18 protein-coding genes and 1 tRNA gene are annotated in these 18,319 nt (G+C 46.9%); 9 read left to right on the forward strand and 10 right to left on the reverse strand.

All coding sequences use genetic code 11. The annotated features are described in order from the left end of the window. The first annotated feature begins 1 nt into the window (after position 1). From fdxH to HPC38_RS03650, 4 genes are all read left to right on the forward strand, one after another. Positions 2–916: a formate dehydrogenase subunit beta gene (gene fdxH / locus HPC38_RS03635; RefSeq protein WP_208119910.1), complete on the forward strand. Its 915-nt coding sequence runs from the start codon at positions 2–4 to the stop codon at positions 914–916. A gap of 2 nt (positions 917–918) precedes the next feature. After that, positions 919–1,626, forward strand: coding sequence for a formate dehydrogenase subunit gamma (locus HPC38_RS03640; protein WP_208119911.1), 708 nt, complete (start codon positions 919–921; stop codon positions 1,624–1,626). Beyond that, complete coding sequence (gene fdhE / locus HPC38_RS03645; RefSeq protein ID WP_208119912.1) at positions 1,592–2,515, forward strand: formate dehydrogenase accessory protein FdhE; 924 nt, start codon at positions 1,592–1,594, stop codon at positions 2,513–2,515. The genes HPC38_RS03640 and fdhE overlap by 35 nt, the downstream gene beginning before the upstream one ends. Before the next feature lie 137 nt (positions 2,516–2,652). Beyond that, a complete protein-coding gene (locus HPC38_RS03650) occupies positions 2,653–3,348 on the forward strand; it encodes a 7-cyano-7-deazaguanine/7-aminomethyl-7-deazaguanine transporter (protein ID WP_208119913.1) in 696 nt (231 codons plus the stop codon). Between the two features lie 52 nt (positions 3,349–3,400). On the opposite strand, the gene HPC38_RS03655 is transcribed toward HPC38_RS03650, so the two are convergent. Further along, positions 3,401–4,408, reverse strand: a complete 1,008-nt coding sequence (locus HPC38_RS03655; RefSeq protein WP_208119914.1) for a zinc-binding alcohol dehydrogenase family protein — start codon at positions 4,406–4,408, stop codon at positions 3,401–3,403. Between the two features lie 120 nt (positions 4,409–4,528). On the opposite strand from HPC38_RS03655, the gene HPC38_RS03660 reads away from it, so the two are divergent. After that, the gene (locus HPC38_RS03660) at positions 4,529–4,876 is read left to right on the forward strand and encodes a winged helix-turn-helix transcriptional regulator (RefSeq protein ID WP_208119915.1); all 348 of its coding nucleotides are present in this window, start codon (positions 4,529–4,531) and stop codon (positions 4,874–4,876) included. 20 nt (positions 4,877–4,896) lie between these two features. Here the strand turns inward: HPC38_RS03660 and leuD are convergent, their stop codons facing one another. From leuD to leuA, 4 genes are read right to left on the reverse strand one after another with little or no spacing between them, the layout of a single operon-like run. Beyond that, the gene (gene leuD / locus HPC38_RS03665) at positions 4,897–5,499 is read right to left on the reverse strand and encodes a 3-isopropylmalate dehydratase small subunit (protein WP_208119916.1); all 603 of its coding nucleotides are present in this window, start codon (positions 5,497–5,499) and stop codon (positions 4,897–4,899) included. Then, the gene (gene leuC, locus HPC38_RS03670) at positions 5,499–6,905 is read right to left on the reverse strand and encodes a 3-isopropylmalate dehydratase large subunit (RefSeq protein ID WP_208119917.1); all 1,407 of its coding nucleotides are present in this window, start codon (positions 6,903–6,905) and stop codon (positions 5,499–5,501) included. The genes leuD and leuC overlap by 1 nt, the downstream gene beginning before the upstream one ends. 15 nt (positions 6,906–6,920) lie before the next feature. Continuing rightward, positions 6,921–8,006 carry a 3-isopropylmalate dehydrogenase gene (gene leuB, locus HPC38_RS03675; RefSeq protein ID WP_208119918.1) on the reverse strand — a complete coding sequence of 362 codons (1,086 nt, stop codon included), beginning with the start codon at positions 8,004–8,006 and terminating at the stop codon, positions 6,921–6,923. Next, positions 8,006–9,562 carry a 2-isopropylmalate synthase gene (leuA, locus tag HPC38_RS03680; RefSeq protein ID WP_208119919.1) on the reverse strand — a complete coding sequence of 519 codons (1,557 nt, stop codon included), beginning with the start codon at positions 9,560–9,562 and terminating at the stop codon, positions 8,006–8,008. Before leuA ends, leuB begins: the two co-directional genes overlap by 1 nt. A gap of 474 nt (positions 9,563–10,036) precedes the next feature. Here leuA and prfC point away from each other — a divergent pair, with 474 nt between their 5' ends. Next, positions 10,037–11,626 carry a peptide chain release factor 3 gene (gene prfC / locus HPC38_RS03685; protein WP_208119920.1) on the forward strand — a complete coding sequence of 530 codons (1,590 nt, stop codon included), beginning with the start codon at positions 10,037–10,039 and terminating at the stop codon, positions 11,624–11,626. Positions 11,627–11,799: 173 nt separating this feature from the next. Then, positions 11,800–12,510, forward strand: coding sequence for a two-component system response regulator ArcA (arcA, locus tag HPC38_RS03690; RefSeq protein ID WP_208119921.1), 711 nt, complete (start codon positions 11,800–11,802; stop codon positions 12,508–12,510). Positions 12,511–12,574: 64 nt separating this feature from the next. Here the strand turns inward: arcA and crr are convergent, their stop codons facing one another. From crr to rsgA, 4 genes are all read right to left on the reverse strand, one after another. Next, positions 12,575–13,075, reverse strand: coding sequence for a PTS glucose transporter subunit IIA (gene crr / locus HPC38_RS03695; RefSeq protein ID WP_208119922.1), 501 nt, complete (start codon positions 13,073–13,075; stop codon positions 12,575–12,577). Between the two features lie 61 nt (positions 13,076–13,136). Continuing rightward, positions 13,137–14,864 (reverse strand): phosphoenolpyruvate-protein phosphotransferase PtsI, encoded by a 1,728-nt coding sequence (gene ptsI, locus HPC38_RS03700; RefSeq protein ID WP_208119923.1) that lies wholly within the window; start codon positions 14,862–14,864, stop codon positions 13,137–13,139. A 56-nt stretch (positions 14,865–14,920) separates the two neighbouring features. Further along, entirely contained in the window at positions 14,921–15,178 is a 258-nt protein-coding gene (gene ptsH / locus HPC38_RS03705; protein ID WP_208117484.1) for a phosphocarrier protein Hpr, read from the reverse strand. A gap of 303 nt (positions 15,179–15,481) precedes the next feature. Beyond that, positions 15,482–16,534 carry a small ribosomal subunit biogenesis GTPase RsgA gene (rsgA, locus tag HPC38_RS03710; protein ID WP_208119924.1) on the reverse strand — a complete coding sequence of 351 codons (1,053 nt, stop codon included), beginning with the start codon at positions 16,532–16,534 and terminating at the stop codon, positions 15,482–15,484. Between the two features lie 63 nt (positions 16,535–16,597). Here rsgA and orn point away from each other — a divergent pair, with 63 nt between their 5' ends. Beyond that, positions 16,598–17,152: an oligoribonuclease gene (orn, locus tag HPC38_RS03715; protein ID WP_208119925.1), complete on the forward strand. Its 555-nt coding sequence runs from the start codon at positions 16,598–16,600 to the stop codon at positions 17,150–17,152. A gap of 127 nt (positions 17,153–17,279) precedes the next feature. Beyond that, positions 17,280–17,355: transfer RNA gene (locus HPC38_RS03720), tRNA-Gly, on the forward strand. A 185-nt stretch (positions 17,356–17,540) separates the two neighbouring features. Here HPC38_RS03720 and HPC38_RS03725 read toward each other — a convergent pair. Next, on the reverse strand, positions 17,541–18,290 hold the full coding sequence (locus HPC38_RS03725) for an OmpA family protein (RefSeq protein ID WP_208119926.1): 750 nt from the start codon (positions 18,288–18,290) through the stop codon (positions 17,541–17,543). Positions 18,291–18,319: the final 29 nt, after the last annotated feature.

Consider the following 18,319-nt stretch of genomic DNA (forward strand, 5'->3'; position numbering starts at 1 on the left):
TATGGCAGTACAAACACAAAATATTATTAAAGCATCCGCCACATCAAGTTTGACGCCCGCACCACAAACGCGTGATTTTGTGAATGAAGTAGCAAAATTAATCGATGTGACGGCATGTATCGGATGTAAAGCTTGTCAAGTAGCGTGTTCGGAATGGAATGACATTCGTGACACACCAGGAAAATGTATCGGCAGTTACGATAACCCAATTGATTTAACCGCTAAATCTTGGACGGTGATGAAATTCAACGAAGTTGAAGAAAATGGCCGACTTGAGTGGTTAATTCGTAAAGAAGGTTGTATGCACTGTTCCGATCCAGGCTGCTTGAAAGCCTGCCCTTCCCCAGGTGCAATTATTCAATACGCCAACGGGATTGTGGATTTTCAATCGGATAAGTGCATTGGCTGTGGATATTGCATTTCAGGTTGTCCATTTAATGTGCCTCGTATTAACAACGAAGATAACCGCGCCTACAAATGCACCTTATGTTCAGATCGCGTACAAGTCGGACAAGAACCTGCCTGTGCAAAGACCTGTCCAACTGGTGCCATCCATTTTGGTAGCAAACAAGCGATGCTTGAATATGCCGAAACACGGGTTGCTGATCTGAAAAATCGTGGCTATGAAAATGCTGGTGTTTATAATCCAGAAGGCGTGGGCGGCACGCACGTAATGTATGTTCTCCACCATGCTGATCGTCCAGAGCTGTATGCAAATCTACCTAAAGATCCAAGTATCAGCCCTGTGGTTAGCTTATGGAAAGGCATCTTAAAACCACTTTCTGGTATGGCAATGGGCGCCTTGGCCTTAGCTTCGGCTGCTCACTACATCGCTCTTGGTCCAAACACCGAGTATGAGGAGCAAGAAGAGCCACTCGATCCACACGACGACAACCACCATGGTAAGGAGGAATAATTATGGTCGATTTAAATACTAGAGTGTTGCGCCATAATGTGAAAGAACGCCTAAGCCACTGGTTGTTGGTATTGTGCTTCTTCATGACCGCACTTTCAGGGTTATCCTTTTTCTTTGCAGATTTTGCTTGGCTCGCAGAAATTCTTGGCACACCACAACTTGCCCGAATTGTTCATCCATTCACAGGGCTAGTCATGATTGTGTCATTCAGTATTCTTGCGAAACACTACTGGCGTGATAATCTGATCGAAAAAGGAGACTGGCAATGGCTTTTCAATGTCGTTGAAGTGCTCAAAGGTAACGAACACCACGTGGCAGATGTTGGTCACTATAATATGGGACAGAAGTTACTCTTCTGGACTTTGATTATGGCACTACTCATCTTACTCGTAACAGGTGTTATTATGTGGCGTCCTTATTTTGCCCATAATTTCCCTATCCCTGTCATTCGCGTAGCACTTTTGCTCCATGCGGTAAGCGCCATCGCCCTCATTTTAGGGATTATGGTACACATCTACATGGCAATTTGGGTTCGGGGTTCAATTCGTAGCATGGTAGAAGGTTGGGTTACTGCACGCTGGGCGAAAAAACATCACCCACGTTGGTATCGCAACGAAATTTTACCAAAACTCGAAGAGATGGAACGCAACAAAGCAAAAAAGGAAACACTAGCTCATGAGCACACGCATATTGCCAGAGAGCGAGATTAAGCAAGCGGCGGGGGAAATGTACACCCCGCCTTTACTGTTTGCTAATCCGAAAAATCTCTATCAACGCCGCGCAGCGCGCCTTCGCCAACTCAGCGAAAAGCACCCACTGCAGGCGTATCTTCGTTTTTGTGCTGCTGTTGCTGATGCACAACTGGCCGTGCTTAGTGAACATAGCGTACCTAAAGATACTCGCTTGGCTAAATTGCCTACAGACGATGGCCTTTGGCAGCAAAAACCACTAGATGCCAAACGTTTTCAACGTGATGATGTTTGGCTCACCCTTTTGAGCGCATTATTAGGTAAAGTGAAAAATGATGCGAATGACACAATTTTAGGCACCATTGAGTGGCTGGAAAAAGCCTCCAATAACGAACTAAACACACTCGCCGATACTCTACTCGCTGAAGGTTATCTCCCTCAACAAAGCGATAAAGCCTTCTTCTTATGGGCTGCACTTTCGCTTTATTGGGTACAACTGGTACAACAGCTGCCTCGACGTAAACACAGCGAAATTGGCGAACAACGCCAAACTTGCCCTGTGTGTGGTTCAATGCCCGTTGCCAGCACTATCCATATTGGAGAATCTCAAGGCGCGCGCTATCTCCACTGTGGGCTGTGTGAAAGTGAGTGGCACCTCGTTCGTGCACTGTGCAGCAATTGTGAGTCGGGTAAGTCGTTGCACTATTGGTCTATCCACGGTGAAAATGCCGCCGTCAAAGCCGAAAGTTGCGATGAATGCCACAGCTATTTAAAGGTCATGTATCAAGACAAAGATGTTGACGTAGAAGCTATCGCTGACGATCTCGCCAGCCTCTTCCTCGACGATGAAATGGAGCAAAAAGGTTACGCCAAAAGCACCATTAACCCACTCCTTTTCCCTGCGGAATAGTTGTAATCTAAAGTGCGGTTAAACCGCACTTTTCCTTTTCGAAAATTCCTCTTGCATTTTTTACCCCACGCGGTATCATCTTCAGCTCGATTAACCCTTGGGTTCCCTAACCCCAATTGAAACTAAAAAGGTACAATATGATTTCTGCAAATGCGTTATTCAATACGCAACAAAAGCGCCGCGCGCTGGTTTTATTAAGCCTCTTTCATATTCTGATCATCGCTGCCAGTAACTACCTCGTGCAAATCACATTTGAAGTGAGCGTGCCATTCACCCATTTCAGTTTTGACAGCACCTGGGGCACGCTGACGTTTCCATTTATTTTCCTCGCAACCGATTTAACCGTACGAGTGTTTGGCGCACGCGAAGCTCGCTGGATCATTTTTATGGTAATGATCCCCGCACTTTTCATCAGCTATATTGTCTCCACCTTATTTGTGGATCAGCAATTTCAAGGCATTGGCGCACTGGCGGATTTTAATCTGTTTGTATTCCGTATCGCCTTCGCCAGCTTTGCCGCCTATGTGTTCGGGCAATTATTGGATGTGTTGGTGTTCAACCGCCTGCGCAAGCTGAAAACATGGTGGATTGCACCAAGCTGCTCAATGGTGTTTGGCAGTGCATTCGATACGTTGCTGTTTTTCAGCATCGCATTTTATCAAAGCAGCGATCCATTTATGGCGGAAAACTGGTTTGCCATCGGCGTGGTGGATTATTTGTTCAAACTGTTTATCGGCTTGCTTTTTTTCGTGCCAACCTACGGTGTGGTCTTGAATTTTATCTTGCGCAAACTACAATCGCTCACCGAGCGCACTGAATTAGCCATTAACTAACGCCCGTTTGAAACAAAACCGCACTTTGAAACCCTAAGTGCGGTTTTATCTCTTATTTTGTCACCACGACTTTCCCGATCATATCCCCTTGTTCGACCATGCGATGCGCTTGTTTTAAGGTCTCAGCATTAAGCCCAGACAGCGTAGTCGTCAATGTCGTTTGAATTTTACCCTTCTCAATTAGCTGCGCCATTTTCTGCAAAATTTCCCCTTGTATTGCTATGTCAGCCGTTTGGTAAAGTGAGCGCGTAAACATAAACTCCCAATGTACACTGACACTTTTATCCTTTAAGGGATTAATATCCAGCACATCTGGGTCATCAATTAAAGCAAATCGTCCTTGTGGTGCAATCAACTGCGCAATTTGGGGGAGATAGTGTGCACTTTCATTTGTACTAAAGACAAATTGCGGTATTTGTTTTAATGCACTAAGTTGCGTAACCAAGTCATGATGATGATTAATGACCTCATCAGCGCCAAGTTTGCGTACCCAATCCGCACTTTCTTGGCGTGATGCGGTTGCAATAATCTTAACATCTGATAACGCTTTGACGAGCTGAATGGTAATTGAGCCAACACCACCAGCACCACCAATCAATAGCAAAGTGCGGTCACCATCAGGCAGTTTTTCATTAATACGCAAACGTTCAAACAATACCTCCCATGCAGTTAATGTCGTTAACGGCAATGCAGCAGCTTGTGCAAAGGTCAAATTTTTCGGTTTTTTCGCAACCAGACGAGCATCCACCGCATGAAATTGTGCATAAGCGCCTGGGCGGTTTATCGCTCCAGCATAATAAACTTCATCACCAACACGAAGATTATTCACTCGCGAACCGCACTTTATTACACGCCCTGCAGCATCGTAGCCTAAAATACGATATTTCCCTGCTGAAGGCGTGTGGCTGGCACGAATTTTTACATCTGCGGGGTTGACTGAAACAGCGTAAATCTCAACTAAAATATCAAATTCACCTAACTCTGGCATGGGCGCTTCGATATCAAGTAAAGCATCTTTATGAGTAATCGGCAGAGGTTGGTTAAATCCGATGGCGTGCATAATAAGCTCCTTAAATTAGATAGGTTGTCAGAATAAATGCAAGCGTGTATGATGACACGATTACTACTTACCAACAATAATGCACTTATTTTTCATATAGTTACTTAAAGGTAATCAAGTATGAGTAAAATAGCTCACGCACAATTTGATTGTAATGAAGGTTGCTCAGTCGAATATGCTTTGTCGCAGATTGCGGGCAAATATAAAGGCACGATTTTATATCGCTTATTAAGCGACCAAACACTGCGATTTAATCAACTATTTAAGTTATTTCCTGAAATTTCTCAAAAAACGCTGACCAACCAACTTCGTAGTTTAGAAAGGGACGGGCTGATTATCCGCACCATTTACCCCGAAATGCCACCCAAAGTAGAATATCAATTAAGCGAGAAAGGGCGCACACTAGCACCCATTTTGAATGAGTTAAAAGCCTGGGGTGATTGCTATAAAACCAAAACCGCACTTTAGATATAAAGTGCGGTTTTTATTTAGCGCAGAAAATCAGGAATGGTTTTTTCATAATCGGCTATCGACTGCTCATGCTGGAGCGTTAAGCCGATGTTATCCAACCCATTGAGCAAGCAGTGCTTACGAAATGGATCCAGTTCAAAGTGATAAACCTGCTCCCCGACATTCACCGTTTGCTGCTCAAGATCGATTGTAATCGCCTGATTTGGGTGGGTTTTCACCCAGTTAAAGATCTCATCAACCACACTTTCACTTAAGCGAATCGGCAACAAGTGATTGTTGAGGCTGTTAGAATAGAAAATATCCGCAAAACTTGGGGCAATCATCACCTTAATGCCATAATCCGCCAGCGCCCATGGTGCGTGCTCGCGCGATGAGCCGCAACCAAAATTTTCCCGTGCAAGTAAAATACTCGCGCCTTGATATTCTGGGAAATTCAGCACAAATTCAGGATTGGGCTGGCTGCCTTGCTCGTCAAGGTAGCGCCATTCGTGGAATAGGTGCTTGCCAAACCCCACGCGGGTGACAGCTTGCAAAAATTGTTTTGGGATGATGGCATCAGTGTCCACATTCGCTGCATCTAATGGCACCACAAGCCCTGTATGTTGTTTAAATCCAGCCATTATGCCTCCTCAAGCGTTCTAATATCAGTGAATTTACCAAACACCGCGGCGGCGGCTGCCATCGCGGGGCTGACAAGGTGAGTGCGACCATTGCGCCCTTGGCGGCTTTCAAAATTGCGGTTGCTGGTTGACGCACAGCGCTCCCTCTCACCCAAGCGGTCGTCGTTCATCGCCAAACACATTGAACAACCTGGCAAGCGCCATTCAAAACCCGCATCGATAAAGATTTTATCCAAGCCTTCACGCTCGGCCTGCGCACGCACTAAGCCTGAACCTGGCACCACCAGCGCCTGCACGCCACGGGCGACTTTGCGCCCTTTGGCCACCGCGGCGGCGGCGCGCAGATCTTCAATCCGCGAGTTGGTACATGAGCCAATAAAGACTTTATCCACCGCCACATCACAAAGTGCGGTTTCAGGGGAAAGCCCCATGTAGTCCAGCGCTTTTTGTGCCGATTGGCGTGCGATAGGGTCAGCCATTTTGGCGGGATCGGGCACACGTTGATCGATGGCAATCACTTGCCCTGGATTCGTGCCCCAAGTGACTTGTGGCGCAATCTCAGCGGCCTCCAGCACCACGTCGGTGTCGAACTGGGCGTCGTCATCGCTTTTCAAGGTTTTCCAGTAGTCAACAGCGCGATCCCACATCTCGCCTTTCGGTGCATAAGGGCGGCCTTTGAGGTAGGCGAAGGTGGTTTCATCAGGGGCAATCAAGCCCGCTTTGGCGCCCATTTCGATTGCCATATTGCACACTGTCATGCGTCCTTCCATGGAAAGATCGCGAATCGCTTCGCCACAAAATTCCACCACATGGCCAGTGCCGCCTGCCATCGTGGTTTTGCCGATGATCGCCAAAATAATGTCTTTGGCCGTAATGCCTGACCGCACTTTGCCCCGTACTTCAATTTTCATCGTTTTCGCACGTGCTTGTTTAAGGGTTTGGGTGGCAAGCACATGCTCCACTTCTGAGGTGCCAATGCCAAACGCCAATGCCCCAAACGCGCCGTGCGTGGCGGTGTGCGAATCCCCACACACAATGGTCATGCCGGGTAGGGTTAAGCCCTGCTCTGGCCCCACCACATGCACAATGCCTTGTTTTTCGTTTTGCAAATCATAAAGGGAAATATTATTCGCATGGCAGTTTTTATCCAGCTCTTGCACTTGAATGCGCGCCTGCTCACCACAGGCGGCAGGATCACGGCTTTGGGTGGAAATGCTGTGATCCATGGTCGCAAACGTCTTCTCTGGCGAGCGCACTTTGCGCCCAGCCACGCGCAAGCCATCAAAGGCTTGCGGGCTGGTCACCTCGTGCATCAAATGGCGGTTGATATACAAAATCGGCGTTTCCCCTGCCACCTCGCGCACCACATGGGCATCAAATAATTTTTCGTATAATGTTTTTGGCATAAAAACTCCTTTGCCTTAACGTGCCGTTATTGCTGCCACAATCAAATCCCCCATCTCACTGGTTGAGATTGGGGTCGTGTTGTCGCTGAGATCGGCGGTACGGTGGCCTTGGGCGAGCACGGTTTTGACCGCACTTTCAATATCATTGGCGGCCTTATCCAGCCCAAAGCTGTAGCGCAGCATCATCGCGGCGGATAAAATTTGCGCGATAGGGTTAGCAATCCCTTTGCCTGCAATGTCGGGCGCGGAGCCACCTGCGGGTTCATAAAGCCCGAAGCCTTTTTCATTGAGGCTAGCCGACGACAACATACCCATAGAACCTGTGATCATTGCACATTCATCGGAGATGATGTCGCCAAACATATTAGAGCAGAGCAATACATCGAAAAAGTGCGGTTGCTTAATTAACTGCATGGTAGCGTTGTCGATGTAAAGGTGATCAAGTGTAACATCAGGGTACTCTTTCGCCACGTCACACACCACTTCACGCCACAGCACGGAGCTGGTGAGCACGTTGGCTTTGTCAATCGAGGTGACGTGCTTGCGGCGCTTGCGTGCGCTTTCAAAGGCAATGCGGGCGATGCGTTCGATTTCAAAGCGGTGATAAATTTCGGTGTCAAAGGCGTGTTCTTGTGCGCCTTCACCTGCGCGCCCTTTCGGTTGCCCAAAGTAGATTCCGCCCGTCAATTCACGCACGCAGACAATATCAAAACCTGTCTCGGCAATGTCGGCACGCAGTGGGCAGAATTTTTCTAAGCCTGCATAAAGGGTTGCTGGGCGCAGGTTGCAAAACAGCCCGAAATGCTTACGTAAAGGCAGCAAAGCACCGCGCTCTGGCTGCTCAGCTGGTGGCAAATATTCCCATTTTGGCCCACCCACAGAGCCAAACAGCACCGCTTGCGCCTGCTCGCAGCCGTCAATGGTGACCTGTGGCAAGGCGCAGCCGTGGTTGTCAATCGCCACACCGCCCACATCATAATGGCTAAGGTTGAACCGCACTTGGTGTTTTTGTGCAACCGCCGCTAAGACTTTTTCAGCCTCACGCATAATTTCAGGGCCGATGCCGTCGCCAGGTAATACTGCAATGTTAAATTCGTTCATTATACTGTCTCCAACTGTGATTTTTTATCTTTAAAATCGGCCACTTTCTGTGCCAAATAAATGGCATTGATGGCGTGAATGAGTGCTCGAGCAGAGGCCTCGACGATGTCAGTCGCCAAGCCAACACCATGAAAGCGACGTGCCTGATATTCCACCACGATATCAACTTGCCCCAGCGCATCCTTGCCCTCGCCTTTAGCGCTCAGCTTGTAATTCACAACGCTCAAATCTAAACCTGTAATGCGCTGCAAGCAGTTGTAAACCGCATCCACAGCACCATTACCAGTAGCGGCATCCAACCGCACTTGATCATCCAAACTCACACGCACAGAAGCTGTAGCGGGCAAATGACTAACCGATTGCACCGAAATAGACTCTAAGCGCAAGCGATCGCCATCGCCTTGTTGCATATCAATAAACGCCAGTGCTTCTAAATCATAGTCAAATACTTGTCCTTTTTTGTCCGCCAGCGCTAAAAATGCGGTGTAGAGTTTATCCAAATCGTAATCTTGCTCGCTATAGCCCATATCTTGCATATGGCTTTTCACCGCTGCTCGGCCGGAGCGTGCTGTAAGATTAAGTTTTTCTTTTTTCAACCCAATGCTTTCAGGTGAGAGGATTTCATAGGTATTCGCATTTTTAAGCATACCATCTTGGTGAATGCCTGACGAGTGAGCAAAGGCGTTGCTGCCAACAATGGCTTTATTCGGCTGAATCGGCATATTGCACATTTGGCTGACCATTTGGCTCACGCGATAAATTTCTTTGGTGTTGATATTGGTCTCCACCTTGAACAGATCGTGGCGGGTTTTCAGCGCCATCACCACCTCTTCTAACGAGCAGTTGCCCGCGCGCTCGCCAATGCCGTTGATAGTGCACTCAATTTGACGCGCACCTTGCTGCACCGCACTTAAGGAGTTGGCGGTTGCCATGCCGAGATCGTTGTGGCAATGCACAGAGATGACGGCTTTATCCACGTTCGGCACGCGGTTCATCACTTGATGGATAATCTCACCAAATTGATTAGGCACGGTGTAGCCGACAGTGTCAGGAATATTAATCGTGGTGGCACCTGCGTCAATCGCCGCCTCCACAATGCGGCAGATATTATCAATGCCCGTGCGCCCAGCATCTTCGCAGGAAAATTCAACGTCATCGGTGTAGTTGCGTGCGCGTTTGACCGCACTTTGCGCCATTGCGACCACATCATCAAAAGTGCGCTTAAGTTTCGCCTCCACATGCAAGTTGGAGGTGGCAATAAAGGTGTGAATACGAAATTGCTCCGCTAGGCGCAGCGCCTCAAAGGCGGCATCAATGTCTTTATCCACCGCGCGAGCCAACGCCGCCACACGCGCATTTTTAATATTTTGCGCAATGGTCTGCACTGATTGAAAATCCCCTGCTGATGAAACAGGAAAACCCACTTCCATTACATCAACGCCAAGGCGTTCAAGTGCAAAAGCAATCTGCAATTTTTCTTTCACCGTGAGACTGGCACTTAATGCTTGCTCGCCATCGCGTAACGTTGTATCGAAAATTATCACCTTGTCGCGCATAATCACTCCTTGGGTTAGCCTTGCAACAGTTATAAAAAAACCCGCACTAAAGTGCGGGTTGTGTGGGCAAATATTATGTTTTATCCACGCTCAAACCGCACATCGCAGATGCGCAAGAGAGCGAGAAGTAGAGAAGAAACTTGGAATGTAAACATAATCAAACCACGTAAAAAGGTAAAAAGTAAAAACTCAATGTCGGGGTTAATAATACGCGCACAACCACTAAAGTCAAGGATAAAAACAGGATTTTTGTCTGAAATATTTATTTATCACGCTAAAATATTAGTAATTTATGCCAATAATAGAATAAATAAAGATATATTATATTATTTAACGCCAAAGCAGCAGCATATCTCACCCAGTCAGCGCACATGAACTAGCAGATCCTGCTTTTAATTAAAATTGTGATTTCTATTTGTTTTTATGCCCACAATCAGGGAAAATAGCCCCATTTGAAACACTGAAGTGAAGATTATGTCTGAAAAAGCCTATCCAGAGCAGGTGAACAAACGCCGCACCTTTGCGATTATTTCCCACCCCGATGCAGGGAAAACCACTATTACGGAAAAAGTGTTGCTTTATGGGCAAGCGATTCAAACCGCGGGCACGGTGAAAGGACGCGGCAACGCACAGCACGCTAAATCTGACTGGATGGAGATGGAAAAACAACGTGGAATTTCCATCACCACCTCTGTGATGCAATTCCCGTATAACGATTGCTTGGTAAATTTGCTTGACACCCCTGGGCATGAGGACTTTTCGGAAGACACTTACCGCACTTTGACTGCGGTAGACAGCTGCTTGATGGTGATCGACTCCGCCAAAGGGGTTGAAGAACGCACCATCAAATTGATGGAAGTCACTCGCTTGCGCGACACGCCAATTTTGACCTTTATGAATAAGCTCGACCGCGACATTCGCGACCCGATGGAGCTGCTCGATGAAGTGGAAAGTGTGCTAAAAATTCACTGCGCGCCGATTACCTGGCCAATTGGCTGCGGCAAATTGTTCAAGGGCGTTTATCACCTCTACAACGATGAAACCTACCTCTACCAAAGCGGCCAAGGCCACACCATTCAAGAGGTACGCGTGATTAAGGGGCTAGATAACCCTGAACTTGAAAGTGCGGTCGGCGAGGATTTGGCGCAACAATTGCGCGATGAGTTAGAGTTGGTACAAGGGGCCTCAAACCCCTTTGATTTGGATATGTTCTTAAGTGGTGAATTGACACCCGTGTTTTTTGGCACTGCGCTGGGCAACTTTGGCGTGGATCATATGCTCTCAGGCTTAACTGAATGGGCGCCTATCCCACAAGCTCGCCAAAGCGATGTGCGTGAAGTTTCCCCCTTTGAAGACAAACTCACTGGCTTTGTGTTCAAAATTCAAGCGAACATGGACCCAAAACACCGCGACCGCGTGGCATTTATGCGTGTGGTATCGGGCAAATATGAAAAAGGCATGAAGTTCCACCATGTGCGCATTGGCAAAGACATTGTCATCTCCGACGCGCTGACCTTCATGGCTGGTGACCGCACTCACGCTGATGTGGCCTATGCGGGCGATATTATTGGCTTACACAACCACGGTACTATTCAAATTGGGGATACATTCACCCAAGGCGAAACGTTGAAATTCAGCGGCATTCCGAACTTCGCACCTGAGTTGTTCCGCCGCATTCGCCTAAAAGATCCGCTCAAACAAAAACAACTGCTCAAAGGCTTAGTACAACTCTCTGAAGAAGGGGCTGTGCAGGTGTTCCGTCCACTAATAAATAATGATTTGATTGTGGGCGCAGTGGGTGTGTTGCAGTTCGACGTGGTTGTGGCAAGGCTAAAAAGTGAATACAACGTGGAAGCGATTTATGAACCCGTGAACGTTGCCACGGCACGCTGGGTTGAATGTACGGATGACAAGAAATTTGAGGAATTTAAGCGCAAAAATGAGCAAAATCTCGCCCTTGATGGCAGCGATCATCTCACCTATATCGCGCCAACCATGGTGAACTTAAACTTAACTCAAGAGCGCTATCCAGATGTTCAATTTTTCAAAACAAAAGAACATTAATCCCAAAACACATCACCAAGAAAAGTGCGGTCAAGGATGACTTAAATCAAAAACTGTAAATTCTAATACATTTTTTGTACAACGTTATGTTATAGTCTCGTTGCAAAGATGAAATAAATTTTTTACGATGTAGATTATTGTGAATAATGACTAATAAGACAAATGGATGGACTATGCAGACGCCTAAAATATTAATTGTTGAGGATGAAGCAGTAACCCGTAATACCTTAAAAAGCATTTTTGAAGCTGAAGGTTACCTTGTGTTCGAAGCGGCTGACGGCAATAAAATGCATGCCATTTTAAATGATCACACCATTGATTTGGTGATTATGGACATCAATTTACCTGGCAAAAATGGGCTAATGCTTGCGCGCGAACTGCGCGAGAATGCCGACACGGCATTGATGTTTTTAACAGGGCGAGATAACGAAGTGGATAAAATTCTGGGGCTTGAGATTGGTGCGGACGATTACATCACTAAACCCTTTAACCCGCGTGAGCTGGCTATTCGCGCTCGCAATTTACTGCAACGCACTATGGGTGATAAAGACGGTATCCACGCCGAGCATGTAGAATCTTACCGCTTCAATGGCTGGACATTAGATCTCAACAGTCGCACACTGATTTCCCCAGCAGGTGAAGCCAGCAAGTTGCCGCGCAGTGAGTTCCGCGCGCTTTTGCACTTTTGCGAAAACCCTGGCAAAATCCAAACTCGCGAGGACTTACTGAAAAAAATGACAGGCCGCGAGCTAAAACCGCATGATCGCACCGTGGATGTTACCATTCGTCGCATTCGCAAGCATTTTGAAAGCTGCCCTGACACGCCTGAAATCATCGCTACCATCCACGGCGAGGGCTATCGTTTTTGCGGTGAGTTTGAATAACCGCACTTTTCTCGTCAGAATAAAAAAACCACCCAGCAGGGTGGTTTTTTTATATTAAGTGCGGTTATTTTTTCAGTTTCAATACCACGGTTTCACCGACTACGGCTTGGCCTGCGGATTTTTCCATACTTGAAATTTCATCCATGTTAGAAATCACCACTGGGGTTAACACGGATTTTGCTTTTTCTTCCAGTAAAGCCAGGTCAAATTCAATCACAGTGTCGCCTTTTTTCACTTCTTGGCCTTCTTCTGCGATGCGTGTAAAACCTTCACCTTTAAGTTCAACAGTATCAATACCGAAGTGAACGAAAAGCTCTACACCTTCTTTAGATTCCATCGAAAAAGCGTGATTGGTTTCGAAAATTTTACCAATAACACCATCAATTGGGGCAACGATTTTATTGCCTGTTGGGCGAATCGCGATGCCATCACCGACAATCTTTTCTGAAAACACAACATCTGGCACATCTTCAATGCTGACAATTTCACCTGACAGTGGTGCATAGATTTCCACCTCTGCGCCTTTATTGTCTTTTGAACCAAAAAGTTTATCGAATAAACCCATCTTTGCTCTCCTGTTTTAATTCAAATCAGTAGTATATTACCCGAAATTTCGGCATTTGTATCTAGTTCAGACCATTTTCTGTTAAAAAGTCCGCAATTTTCGCCTCAATATCGGCTGCCGTCGGCTGTTCAAGTACTTCTGCCGCAAGCCGTTGCGCATCCTCATAGTTGACATTACGAATCAATTTTTTAATCCGTGGCACTGAAATTGCGCTCATACTAAACTCATCTAAACCCATGCCCAAAAGCAACAAGGTAGCACGTTCATCACCTGCTAGCTCACCGCACATCCCCGTCCATTTACCTTCTGCATGGGAGGCATCAATCACTTGTTTGATTAAGTTTAACACCGACGGTGTCATTGGATTATACAAATGTGAGATTAATTCGTTGCCACGATCCACCGCCAAGGTGTACTGTGTTAAATCGTTGGTACCGATACTGAAAAAATCCACCTCTTTGGCTAAAAAGCGAGCATTAACTGCTGCCGATGGCGTTTCCACCATCACACCCACTTGCATATTTTCATCAAACGCTTTGCCCTCGTTACGCAGCTCTTGTTTCAATTCTGCCAACACCGCTTTCAGTGTGCGAATTTCCTCAACGGAAATCACCATTGGGAACATTACTGCCAACTTACCAAAGGCCGATGCCCGCAGCACAGCCCGCAATTGCGCATTAAGGATTTCACGTTTGTCCAATGCAATACGGATAGCACGCCAGCCCAAAAATGGGTTCATTTCTTTTGGTAAATTCAAATATGGTAACTCTTTATCGCCACCAATATCCATCGTGCGCAATACCACCAAACGGCCGTCCATCGCTTCCACCACATCTTTGTAGGCTTTGAATTGCTCTTCTTCCGTCGGCAGTTGATCGCGATCCATAAATAAAAACTCGGTACGATAAAGCCCCACGCCTTCCGCTCCGTTGCGTTGTGCGCCGTCCACATCACGAATCGTACCAATGTTGGCACACGCTTCCACACGGCGGCCATCTAACGTTACCGCAGGCAAATCTTTCAATTTAGCCAACTCGGCTTTTTCCGCCGCGAGGGTTTGTTGCAACGTTTTAATTTTTTCTAACTCTTTGGTGTTTGGATTGATCAACACGCGGTTATTTTCTGCATCCAGCACCAGCATATCGCCATTTTTGATACGTTGGGTGGCCACATTCGTGCCAACAATCGCTGGCAATTCAAGTGAGCGCGCCATAATTGAAGTGTGCGAAGTACGCCCGCCGATGTCGGTGACAAAACCGAGCACTTTTTCCAAGTTCAGCTGTGCGGTTTCAGATGGTGTGAGATCGTTGGCGACCAAAATAACTTCATCTTTAATCTCGCCGAGATCGACAATCGTCATGCCTAAAATATTTTTCAGCAAGCGATTACCAATATCACGAATATCGCCCGCGCGCTCTTTGAGATACTCATCATCAATTTCAGAGAGCATTGCCACTTGTTGGTCAATCACTGTGCTGGCAGCCATATCAGCAGTAACCAGCTCGTCTTTAATAAAGGCGACGATTTCTTCTTCCAGCTCTTCATCTTCTAAGATCATCAAGTGACCATCAAAGATCGCGCCCTTTTCTTCGCCCAACGTGCGTGTGGCCTTTTCTTTGATCGCCTCAAGCTGTTCAACCGCTTTGGCGCGACCATCGTAAAAGCGTTTCACTTCGCTTTCAACTTGTGATGCGGTAATGGGCTTGGTGTTAAGCACAATATCTTCTTCTTTTAATACCAATGCCTTGCCAAACACAATACCTGGAGATGCTGGGATACCTGAAATCATAATCCGCCCTTATTGTAGGAGTTAATCACAAACCGAACCGCCGTTTAAAAGTGCGGTTATTCCAATGTTGGAATCAAGGCCACCAAATGCTCAACAGCTTTTTCTTCGTCTGCGCCTTCAGCACTGATGGTGATAGTAGTGCCTTGCACCAAACCTAATGTTTGCAATTTAAACAGGCTTTTTGCGCTTGCGCTTTTGCCATTGGAAGTCACTTCAATTTTTGATTCAAAGGCTTTGGCCTCTTTCACAAATTGTGCCGCTGGGCGAGTGTGTAAACCGTTTGGAGCTGTGATAGTAACGTCTTTAGAATACATAGCATTTTCCTTTTTTTGGGTGTTATCAAATCCGCTCAAGCGACTTTTCAAGCCTGCAAAAGCGCCGTTTACAATTTGTTCATAATTATTTTATGCATAAAAATAATTATTTTCTAAAAAGTACCACCATTCTCAGGCAAGAATCAAGCAGCAAACTTTCGAAATATGATTTACTGCACAGTTTTTAAATCAAAAAGTTTAAATTTTGAGCACGCAGACCGCACTTTGCTGCATTCTCCACCAGCCCAAAAGCCGATATACTCGCAACGCTTCACCAGAAAACGTTAACACCGCAAAGTGCGGTCAATCCTCCGTGAAAAAATGACGCTGCGCCTTGTTTTCTGCCAATGCGGCGATCAAACGGTGGTAATTATCATAACGCTCACGGCTAATTTCCCCGCGCTCAACTGCGGCACGAATGGCGCATTGTGGATCGTCTAAATGGGTGCAATCGCGAAACTTGCACCCACCCAAAAACGGCTGAAACTCGCGATAGCCTTCAGTAATCGCCGCCACATCCAAATGCCACACACCAAACTCACGAATGCCTGGCGAATCAATCACTTCACCACCGTGTGCTAAACGCAACAAGCGCGATACTGTTGTGGTGTGCTGCCCTAGACGTGAGTTTTCACTCACCTCGCCGGTGGCTAAATCCAAATTCGGATCAACCGCATTAAGCAAGCTCGATTTTCCAACACCCGACTGTCCAACTAAAATAGAACACCCTGCGTGCAACAACTCAGCCAGCGCCGCAATGCCTTCTCCCGTTTCGCTCGACACAAACAGCACCTGATAACCAATCTCGCGATAAATGGCAAATTGCGTCGCCAGTTCACGTCGGCGTGCATCATCGGCCAGATCAATTTTATTCAGCACCAAAATAGGCTTAAAGCCAATGTTCTCGCAAATCACGATATAACGGTCAATAATATTGGTGGAAAAATCAGGCAACAGCGCCGAAACCACAAAAATGCGGTCAATGTTGGCGGCAATGGGCTTGATGCCATCGTAATAATCGGGGCGCGAAAGCACATTAGCGCGCGGCTGTACCGCCTCAATCACCCCACTGATGCCTTGCAACTGCTCATGCCCCTCACGCCAAAGCACGTTATCGCCCACCACCAAACTGGGGATCGTGCGCCGCACATTGCAACGAAACACCGCCCCTTGCGCATCCTCCACGTCGGCATGCACGGAATAGCGCGAGATCACACGCCCGTGGCGCATTTCACCGAGCATCGCTTCCTGCCATTCCACATCCTTGCCCCGCCGCGTGCGATGGGCGCTGAGTGTGCGTTGATGATTAGACTGAATGCGTCGCTTTTGGTTTTGGGTTAACTTTTTTTTGCCCAACGGAGCCTCTCTTGCGTGATTTTCGGGTACAATATCCTATATTTTAATCAGGATAACGCGTATATGCCAACAGATAAACACAATCTTATTTGGATCGACCTTGAAATGACAGGGCTTGAACCCAACACCGATCGCATTATTGAAATTGCCACCATTGTAACCGACAAAGATCTCAATATTTTGGCTGAAGGCCCCGTGCTAGCCATACATCAAAGTGAGGACGTGCTCGCAGGCATGAATGCGTGGTGCGTCAAAACTCACAGTGCCAATGGCTTAATTGAGCGCGTACGCCAAAGCCGTCTTACAGAGCGCGCCGCCGAACTGCAAACGCTGGACTTTTTAAAACAGTGGGTAGGCAAAAATTGTTCGCCGATTTGTGGCAACAGTGTGGCGCAAGATAAACGTTTTTTGTTTAACTATATGCCAGAGCTGGCGGACTATTTTCATTACCGCTATTTGGATGTAAGTACCCTAAAAGAGCTGGCTGCCCGCTGGAAGCCAGAGATTTTAAGTGGGTTTAGCAAAAAAAATACTCATCTTGCGTTAGATGATATTCGTGAATCCATTGCCGAACTGGCCTATTATCGTGCGCATTTGTTAGATCTCGGTGAGAAATAGGTGTGTGTTGCGCAAATCTCAACCGCACTTTGCTTTAATTTTCAGCAAATAGATATTTGGGATAATTTTTCGCTTGCAAGGTGTAGAGAATTTTGTATAATGCACCTCGTTAACAAGTTAACACAATGCGGGAATAGCTCAGTTGGTAGAGCACAACCTTGCCATGGTTGGGGTCGCGAGTTCGAGTCTCGTTTCCCGCTCCAAAAAACACACTTTCGGGTGTGTATTTTTTTGTCTAAAATTCACCTCACCGCACTTTTTCTTTTATGACTCCGTTATGGCTATCGCGTTTCGCCGTTTTGAACTGACGCTCGGTACACCAGCTCAAAATAATGCGCAATAAAAAACCGCACGTTAAAGTGCGGTTTTGCGTTATGTAAATGCTCACTTACTGCTTAGCAGAGATCACCACACGGCGGTTAGGGCGTAAGCAGTCTTTCAACGCTTGACCGCTTTCGCCATCACAGGCCACCACTTGGTCGGCTTTACCGAAGCCATGGGTGCTGATATTTTGTGCTGGGAAGCCAAGGTTCGCCATATAGGCTTTCACCGCGTCCGCACGATGTTGTGAGAGTTTCAGGTTGTAGCTCTCTGAGCCTAAGCGGTCGGTGTAACCGTCCACAGTCACCGCAGTGATGCCTTGAGATTTCAAGCCTTCCACCACGGTTTCTACCACTTTTTTACCTTTCGGTGTCAATTTGGCAGAATCAAAGTCAAACAAGAAGTCGCCGTTCAATTCATACTGGTTGTTACAGCCTTTCGGATGCCAGAAGAACGATTGGGCATTCATGTCGGTGTCAAACAACACTTTGAATTGGCAGATTTTGTGTACGCCGTTTTGACGGTAGTTGAACACATAATCCCATTCACGCACGCCGAATAAACCTTCTTGGTAGTGTGGGCGACCAATTAAATAATAGAGTTGGTCTTTGTTCATGCCCGCTTCAATTTGGCGCACGTTGTCCCAGTTTGGCCAGGTGCCGTATTGAGAGCCTGAGAAGTTGACACTCGCGTCTTCAATCTTCGGCCATTTTGGCTCATCGGTTGTGCCGTTTTTTTTCACATCACTTAAGTTGCCGCACGCTGCCACAACGCTGGCTGCCAACAATGGCAAGGCCCATTTTGCTAATTTTTTCATTGCTTTTCCCTTATCAAAACTGACCGCAC

The organism is Spirabiliibacterium pneumoniae (assembly GCF_014884995.1).
GTDB classification, from domain to species: domain Bacteria; phylum Pseudomonadota; class Gammaproteobacteria; order Enterobacterales; family Pasteurellaceae; genus Spirabiliibacterium; species Spirabiliibacterium pneumoniae.